Genomic DNA, 2,702 nt, shown 5'->3' on the forward strand with positions numbered 1-2,702 from the left:
CGCTGGTCATGGTCTCGTTCCCCATCGAGGTCTGGAAACAGCCCCGCGTCCCCGACAGCGGCGCCGCCTGGGCCACCATCACCAAAGAACCGGTGATCTGACCCCTCCGCCCGATGCCTACAGCGCCCGCGTCCGTGCACCGACCCCCCTCGGGTTGGGGTACGGATGCGGGCTTTGTTTTCTGTCACAAATTTTTACGACTCCTCTGGTCGAACATCACAGAGTCCGAAATGTACGATAGCTCCCCAATTTCGGGGTCAAGATCAACATGGTTGGATGTGGACCAGATCCTGGTCGGCTGCTCTCATCTCGATAGTGGCCCCGGTTCCTTGCACACCCGCAGCTCCACTTCTTCTGAGAGGAAGAAACATGACCGAACTCGAGAAGTCGAACTTTTTCACCGACCCCACCCTCGTCGGCGACCCGAACCCGTACTACGACGCGATGCGGGAGAGTTGCCCGGTCAAGCGCGAGCCGCACCATAACGTCATGATGGTCACGGGGTACGAGGAAGCCATCCAGGTCCTCAACGACGAAGAGAAGTTCTCGTCGTGCATCTCGGTGACGGGCCCCTACTCGGGATTCCCCCTCCCCACCGACAGCGACGACATCACCGATCTGATCGAAGAGACGCGTCCCAAGCTGCCGATGAACGACCAGCTGCCGACGATGGATCCGCCGCAGCACACCGACCATCGCGCCCTGCTGATGCGCCTGATCACCCCGAAGCGCCTCAAGGAGAACGAGGAGTTCATCTGGCGCCTGGCCGACAAGCTGCTCGACGACCTGCTGGCCAAGGGCGAGGGCGAGGTCATCAGCGAGTTCGCCGCTCCGTTCGCCATGCTCGTGATCGCCGACCTGCTCGGCGTCCCGGAGAGCGACCACCAGGAATTCATCGAGGGCCTCAACCTGGTGATGAAGGACGGCATCTCGATCGGCAGCACGCAGGGTACCGAGCTCAAGCTCAACCCCATGGAGTTCCTCTACAAGAAGTTCGGTGCCTACATCGAGGACCGGCGCGCGAACCCGCAGGACGACGTCCTGACCGGTCTCGCCAGCGCGACCTTCCCGGACGGCACGCTTCCGCCGGTCGACGACGTCCTGCGCATCGCCGCGAACGTGTTCTCCGCGGGCCAGGAGACCACGGTCCGCCTGGTGAGCTCCGGGCTCCGCATCCTCGCCGAGAACCCCGAGCTCCAGCAGACCCTGCGCGAAGACCCCGAGCGGATCAACAACTTCATCGAGGAGACGCTGCGCTTGGAGAGCCCGATCAAGGGCGACTTCCGGCTCTCCAAGGTTCCGACCGACGTCGGCGGTGTCGAGGTCCCGGCCGGCACGATCATGATGCTCGTGAACGGTGCCGCCAACCGCGACCCGCGCCAGTTCTCCGACCCGGCCGAGTTCGATCTCGACCGTCGCAACGCGCGTACCCATATCGCGTTCGGCCGCGGCATCCACGCGTGCCCGGGCGCCCCGCTCGCTCGCACCGAGGCGCGCGTCGGCTTCGAGCGACTGCTCGAGCGGACCAGCAGCATCACGATCTCGGAGAAGGCGCACGGCCCCGAAGGCGACCGCAAGTTCGACTACCTGCCCACGTTCATCCTCCGCGGTCTCATGACGCTGAACCTGGAGTTCACGCTCGCGGAAGCCGACGCGAAGTGAAGGTTTCCGTCGACGACGACTCCTGCCGCGGCCACGGCGTCTGCCTTGCCCTCTGCCCCGACGTGTTCGATCTGAGCGATGGCGGATACGCCGTCACTCTCGTGTCGGAGGTTCCGGCCGAACACGAGGACTCGGTTCGTGAAGCAGCAGCAAGCTGCCCCGAACGGGCGATCACGCTCACCTGACCCACCTCTCTCGACGATCGCCGTCAGCCCGGGCCCTCGCGGCCCGGGCTGACGGCGTTGTACCGCCCGTGGGGTCTGCCCTCCCGGCCCGAGAGTCGTTGCATCCCTCGCACGCCCGGTCTGATTCTGATTCTCTTCGTGGATACAGGAATTCGTCGGAAACCGATGATCGGAGCCCCGCGTTCCGTCTCCTGAATCCCGGCGGGGTTCCGCCACCGACAAGGAGAGTCATGCCCAAGGCATACGTCGTCCTCACCGAAGCCATCAACGATCCCGACGGGATGAACGCCTACAGTGCCGCTTCGGCCCGTTCGCTCGGCCGGGGCGGTGCGTCCGTGCTCTCCGTAGACGCCCGACCGACGATCCTGGAGGGTCAGTGGCACGGCGACCGGACGGTCGTTCTCGAGTTCGAATCCGTCGAGGCCGCTCAGGCGTGGTACGACTCGGAGGAATATCAGGCGGCAGCCCCTTTGCGCCATGCCGCTGCCGACACCAACGCGGTCATCCTCGAGGGCTTCGAGATGCCGGCCCGCCCGTCCTGAACGGCGGCGACCCACCCCACGCTCCCTGTACACGTAGGCCCGGACCTCTCGGTCCGGGCCTACGTTGCTTCTTCTGTCGCGAGTCGACCCGTTGACGTGGTACCGGTTGTGTGAAAATCTGATGTTCATGAATGAGAGCGTCATTCTCATTCAAGAGATCACACAGCGGGTGCGATCGGGTTCCGGGTTGCGGGCAGATGGTTCCGCACACGGCGACAAGTTCGAAGACGAAAGGTAGAAAGCCTTGCCCCACTTCACCAAACCGGCCGAGGGAAGCTGGACCGAGCACTATCCCGAACTCGGTACCGCCCCG

The 2,702-nt window shown here is 64.4% G+C and carries 3 protein-coding genes; all 3 read left to right on the forward strand.

The genetic code is table 11. The features are described 5' to 3' along the window. Nucleotides 1-369: 369 nt before the first annotated feature. On the forward strand, nt 370-1,662 hold the full coding sequence (locus ACFWU2_RS20760; protein ID WP_378610145.1) for a cytochrome P450: 1,293 nt from the start codon (nt 370-372) through the stop codon (nt 1,660-1,662). After that, entirely contained in the window at nt 1,659-1,847 is a 189-nt protein-coding gene (locus tag ACFWU2_RS20765) for a ferredoxin (RefSeq protein WP_378610146.1), read from the forward strand. The genes ACFWU2_RS20760 and ACFWU2_RS20765 overlap by 4 nt, the downstream gene beginning before the upstream one ends. A 230-nt stretch (nt 1,848-2,077) precedes the next feature. Continuing rightward, the gene (locus tag ACFWU2_RS20770) at nt 2,078-2,389 is read left to right on the forward strand and encodes a DUF1330 domain-containing protein (RefSeq protein WP_378610147.1); all 312 of its coding nucleotides are present in this window, start codon (nt 2,078-2,080) and stop codon (nt 2,387-2,389) included. Nucleotides 2,390-2,702: the final 313 nt, after the last annotated feature.

Source organism: Rhodococcus sp. NPDC058639, assembly GCF_042717545.1.
GTDB lineage: Bacteria > Actinomycetota > Actinomycetes > Mycobacteriales > Mycobacteriaceae > Rhodococcus.

Bases quoted from the DNA above. Each gene is read 5' to 3' on its own strand.
- ACFWU2_RS20760 (WP_378610145.1), top strand. From the start codon at position 370: ATGACCGAACTCGAGAAGTCGAACTTTTTCACCGACCCCACCCTCGTC.
- ACFWU2_RS20770 (WP_378610147.1), top strand. From the start codon at position 2,078: ATGCCCAAGGCATACGTCGTCCTCACCGAAGCCATCAACGATCCCGAC.